4 protein-coding genes are annotated in these 4,431 nt (G+C 57.4%); 2 read left to right on the top strand and 2 right to left on the bottom strand.

Annotation, left to right across the window (positions count from 1 at the left end):
* The coding region (gene erpA, locus ACQKPC_RS30065; RefSeq protein ID WP_427628298.1) for an iron-sulfur cluster insertion protein ErpA at positions 1-323 on the top strand (323 nt) is incomplete at its 5' end.
* A gap of 74 nt (positions 324-397) precedes the next feature.
* Here the strand turns inward: erpA and ACQKPC_RS30060 are convergent.
* Both ACQKPC_RS30060 and ACQKPC_RS30055 read right to left on the bottom strand, forming a co-directional pair.
* Positions 398-1,489 (bottom strand): anhydro-N-acetylmuramic acid kinase, encoded by a 1,092-nt coding sequence (locus ACQKPC_RS30060; protein WP_427628296.1) that lies wholly within the window; start codon positions 1,487-1,489, stop codon positions 398-400.
* 3 nt (positions 1,490-1,492) lie between these two features.
* Complete coding sequence (locus tag ACQKPC_RS30055; RefSeq protein ID WP_008067467.1) at positions 1,493-2,920, bottom strand: peptidoglycan DD-metalloendopeptidase family protein; 1,428 nt, start codon at positions 2,918-2,920, stop codon at positions 1,493-1,495.
* A 210-nt stretch (positions 2,921-3,130) separates the two neighbouring features.
* On the opposite strand from ACQKPC_RS30055, the gene tyrS reads away from it, so the two are divergent.
* The gene (tyrS, locus tag ACQKPC_RS30050; RefSeq protein WP_427628294.1) at positions 3,131-4,330 is read left to right on the top strand and encodes a tyrosine--tRNA ligase; all 1,200 of its coding nucleotides are present in this window, start codon (positions 3,131-3,133) and stop codon (positions 4,328-4,330) included.
* The last annotated feature ends 101 nt before the right edge of the window (positions 4,331-4,431 follow it).

Raw genomic sequence — 4,431 nt, 5'->3', positions numbered from 1 at the left:
GCTGGCTATCGAGGCCGGCAGATCGGCGAAAACATCGCCGCCGGGCAAAGCTCACCGAACAAAGCGATGGCCAGCTGGGCGTATTCGTTACGGGCGGCGGTTGTTCAGGGTTTCAATACGGCTTCACCTTCGATGAAGAAGTGGCCGATGACGACACCATCGTCGAGCGCGAAGGCGTCAGTCTGGTGGTCGATCCGATGAGCTTCCAGTACCTGGCAGGTGCCGAAGTGGATTACCAGGAAGGTCTGGAAGGTTCGCGTTTCGTGATCAAGAACCCGAACGCTACCACCACGTGTGGCTGCGGCTCTTCGTTCTCGATCTGATCGCACCCTCACCGTATTACCAAGCGCCGCAAGGTCTCAGGACCCTGCGGCGTTTTGCTGTCAGGGGTTCAGGCTCAGGCGGGGTAGATGGCGCCGAGTACGCGCAGGCCGCGGGCACCGGTGACACTCGGACGGTTGGCTGCGATACCTTCCAGGCAGCAATGAGCCAGCCAGGCGAAGGCCATGGCTTCGACCCAGTCCGGGTCTACACCATACGCAGCGGTGCTGCTGACTTTCGCATTCGGCAACAGGCTGGCCAAGCGGCGCATCAATGTGCTGTTGTGCGCGCCGCCACCACAGACAAGCAGCTCATCAGTATCCGATTGGGCGCTTTGCAATGACTCGATAATGGTCAGCGCAGTCAGCTCAAGCAGCGTGGCCTGTACGTCTTCGGCAGCGAAGGTCGGTAGCTGCGACAGATGCTGCATCAGCCACGGCAGATTGAACACTTCGCGGCCAGTGCTCTTCGGGCCTTGAGTCACAAAGAACGGATCGCTGAGCAACTCGTTCAACAGGACTGATTCGACTTTGCCGCTGGCAGCCCAATGGCCGTCACGATCAAAGTTGTCGCCGCGTTGCTGGTGAATCCAGGCATCCAGCAGGACATTCCCGGGGCCGCAGTCAAACCCGGCAACAGGCTTGCCGGGTTCGATCAGGCTGAGGTTGCTGAACCCGCCGACGTTCAATACCGCGCGGTTGCCAGGCCGTTCTTCAAACAGGGCTTCGTGAAAGGCTGGAACCAGTGGCGCACCTTGTCCGCCAGCGGCTACATCGCGGCTGCGGAAGTCGCTGACCACGGTGATGCCGGTCAGCTCGGTGAGTAAGGCAGGGTTACCGATTTGCACCGTGAACCCGCGCGCCGGCTCGTGGCGAATGGTCTGGCCATGGCTGCCAATCGCGCGAATGTCGTCGGGTTTCAGGTTTTGTTGGTCGAGGAGGGTGTGAATGCCCTGTGCGGCCAGTTTCACCCAGTTCTGCTGGGCAATGGCGGAGCGGGCAATCTCGTCCGGGCCGCTGGCGCACAAGCCAAGCAGCTCGGCGCGCAGGGAATCAGGCATAGGGATGTAATGGGTGGCGATCAGCCTGATCGCCGGGGTTTGCTCGATCAACGCAATGTCCAGGCCATCAAGGCTGGTCCCGGACATCACACCTATATAGAGCGCCATGACTTAGCGTTTCGAAGCCAGCTGAGTGGTTTTCTCTTGATCCATGCGCGCCATCAGCGGTTGGCTTTGCGCGAGGAAGCGTGAGCGTTCAGCTTTGGAGATCGGATCGGCCATCGCCACCTTCTGACCCAGCGGATCGACGTGCACGCCATTGACCTGGAACTCGTAGTGCAAGTGCGGGCCGGTGGAGAGGCCGGTGGTGCCGATGTAACCGATCACCTGACCTTGCTTGACGCTGCCGCCAGTCTTGATGCCTTTGGCGAAGCCCTGCATATGACCGTACAGCGTGCGGTAGGTATTACCGTGCTGGATGATCACGGTGTTGCCATAACCGCCACGACGACCCGCCAACAATACCTTGCCGTCACCGGCAGCCTTGATCGGCGTACCGCGTGGTGCCGCGTAATCGACACCTTTGTGGGCGCGGATCTTGTTCAGGATCGGGTGCTTGCGGCCCATGGAGAATTTCGAGCTGATGCGGGCGAAGTCTACCGGGGTGCGGATAAACGCCTTGCGCATGCTGTTGCCGTCAGCCGTGTAGTAGCTGCTGTTGCCTTGTTTGTTGGTGTAGCGCACCGCGGTATAAGTCTTGCCGCGGTTGGTGAAGCGTGCGGAGAGGATCGGGCCGTTGCCGACAGCTTTGCCATTGACGACCTTCTGCTCGTAAATCACATCAAACTCGTCACCCTGGCGAATATCCTGGGCGAAGTCGACGTCATAGCCAAACACACTGGCCATATCCATGGTCAGGCTGTGGGACAAACCGGCTCGGGCGGCAGATTGCGACAGCGAGCTGTTGATCACGCCATGAACATAGGCGGAGCGAACTGTAGGCTTGGCGGTAATGCGATTGAACGTATAACCCTTGTCATTCTTGGTCAGGCTGATGCTTTCCGTGTCGCTGACTTTGCTGTGCAAATTGGTCAGCTGGCCATCAGGGCTCAGTTCGAACTCAAGCTTCTGGCCATGTTTGAGCTGGCTGAACTGCTTGGCCTGCTTGTCGCTGGCCAGTACTTCATGCACCGAAGTGGCCGGAAGACCGACTTTCTCGAACAAAGTCGAGAGAGTGTCGCCTTTGCTGACAATCACTTCCTTATGACCTGGCGCCTTCTTCTCTTCGACGACTGGCGCGGGAGCAGGGGTGGGGGCGGCCTGGGCGGTTTCCTGAGTCTCTTCGGCGCTGTTTTCGATCTGCGCGAAGGGGGAGGCTGCCGGCTCATTTGTGGCTTGGACGGTGTCGGCGGCGTCTTGATCTTGTGTCAGTTGTTCTGCGGGGCTTTCCAGTTCAAGACTCAGGGTCGTCTTTTTGGCTTCAACATCACTGGAAGGGAATACCAGAAGCGCCAGGCTGAGAAGGGCGGCGATGCCACTTGCTGCGAGCAAGTGAGTCTTCGGGTAAAGCGGCGGCGCTTTAGACGGTTCTGTGGTCATAGGTAGTTTTGACTTTGAAAAGATGAATTGGAAAAGATGAATGACATGATGAAGACGAAATAACTGTATAAAATATAACCAAATCATCTCTTAAGCAAGTCTGCGAGCGCTCTGTCTGTGGATTGGCGTCCGCGCGCCGGGCAAAACTTGTATTTGGTGCGCGATCTTGTATGGTTGTTCCCCTTTGAATCTGAGCCTTGCGGGTCTGTTATGAAGTCGGTTGAAGAGCAGCTAGCGCTGATCAAACGTGGTGCAGAAGAACTGTTGGTCGAGTCCGAGCTGATCGAGAAACTCAAGCGTGGCCAGCCGCTGCGTATTAAGGCAGGCTTCGATCCGACCGCGCCGGATTTGCACCTGGGTCACACCGTGCTTATTAATAAGCTGCGTCAGTTCCAGGATCTGGGGCACCAGGTGATCTTCCTTATAGGTGACTTCACCGGGATGATCGGTGATCCGAGCGGCAAGAGCGCGACACGTCCTCCGCTCACCCGTGAGCAGGTTCTCGAGAATGCCGAGACCTACAAGACTCAAGTCTTCAAGATTCTTGATCCGGCCAAGACCGAAGTGGCGTTCAACTCCACCTGGATGGATCAGATGGGGCCGGCCGACTTTATTCGTCTGACTTCGCAATACACCGTGGCTCGCATGCTCGAGCGCGACGATTTCGACAAGCGCTACACGACCAATCAGCCAATCGCCATCCATGAGTTCCTCTATCCGCTGGTTCAGGGTTATGACTCGGTCGCGTTGCGCGCGGATGTCGAGCTGGGTGGTACCGATCAGAAGTTCAACCTGCTGATGGGGCGCGAGCTGCAGCGTAGTTATGGTCAGGAGGCTCAATGCATTCTGACCATGCCGTTGCTCGAAGGTCTGGATGGCGTGAAGAAGATGTCCAAGTCGCTGGGCAACTACGTCGGTATCCAGGAGGCGCCAGGTGTCATGTACGGCAAGCTGGTCTCTATTCCGGATGTGCTGATGTGGCGTTACTTCGAATTGCTCAGCTTCCGCTCCATGGAAGAGATCAATACTTTGCGGGCTGACGTCGAGGCGGGTGCGAATCCGCGTGACATCAAGATCAAGCTGGCCGAAGAGATAGTTGCGCGCTTCCATGGTGAAGAGGCTGCGGCCAATGCTCATCGTGCGGCGGGCAACCGTATGAAAGACGGTGAGCTGCCGGATGATCTGCCAGAGATCGAATTGACTGCCGCCGAGGATATGCCGATCGCTGCGGTCCTTAATAAAGCAGGGTTGGTGAAGAACTCCGCAGTGGCGCGCGACCTTCTGGGTTCTGGTGGTGTGCGTATAGATGGTGAGGTTGTCGATCGCACCTTTATATACGTACTGGGTGCGACCCATGTTTGCCAGGCCGGGAAGAAGGCATTTGCGCGTATTACGCTCAAATCCGAATAAAGCTGCAATCAGGGGTTGACGGCAGATTCTGGAAGTCTATAATTCGCCCCACTTCCGGCGCAGTCGAAACGGAAAACTCCTTGGTAAACAAAGAGTTACGC

This window comes from Pseudomonas sp. NPDC089918, from assembly GCF_050280605.1.
GTDB lineage: Bacteria > Pseudomonadota > Gammaproteobacteria > Pseudomonadales > Pseudomonadaceae > Aquipseudomonas.
This window is presented reverse-complemented; position numbering and strand designations above follow the sequence as displayed.